The organism is Secundilactobacillus angelensis (genome assembly GCF_012641075.1).
Classification (GTDB): domain Bacteria; phylum Bacillota; class Bacilli; order Lactobacillales; family Lactobacillaceae; genus Secundilactobacillus; species Secundilactobacillus angelensis.
In genome coordinates this window covers 1-271 of record NZ_JAAXLJ010000116.1, presented here as the reverse complement: position 1 = coordinate 271, position 271 = coordinate 1, and the positions used below count along the sequence as shown (strand labels likewise).

Here is a 271-nt window from a genome sequence, read left to right as displayed (position 1 = left end):
TGCCGGAGCTGCTGCTAGTCTGGCTTCAGAAGAAGCGAAGAAAGCTTCGAGTGCTACCTTAGATGCCAGCTCAGCTGCCAGTGCTGGTAATTCCAGTGCTTTAAGTTCAGCCAGCGTCGCTGCCAGTTCTGCAGCTAGTGCTGCAAGCAGTGCCGCCAAAGACGCGTCAACAGCTGCTTCCACTGCATCAAGTGCCAACAGCGGTCTGAACAGTCTTGGCAGTATCGCCACGAGTGCCCATGTCAAGAATGACTTGAGCACGATTACGAGT

Annotated in this window: 1 protein-coding gene; it reads left to right on the top strand. The window is 54.2% G+C overall.

The window, feature by feature from the left end; genetic code table 11:
* The coding region (locus HC026_RS13240) for a hypothetical protein (RefSeq protein WP_211089501.1) at window positions 1-271 on the top strand (271 nt) is incomplete at both ends.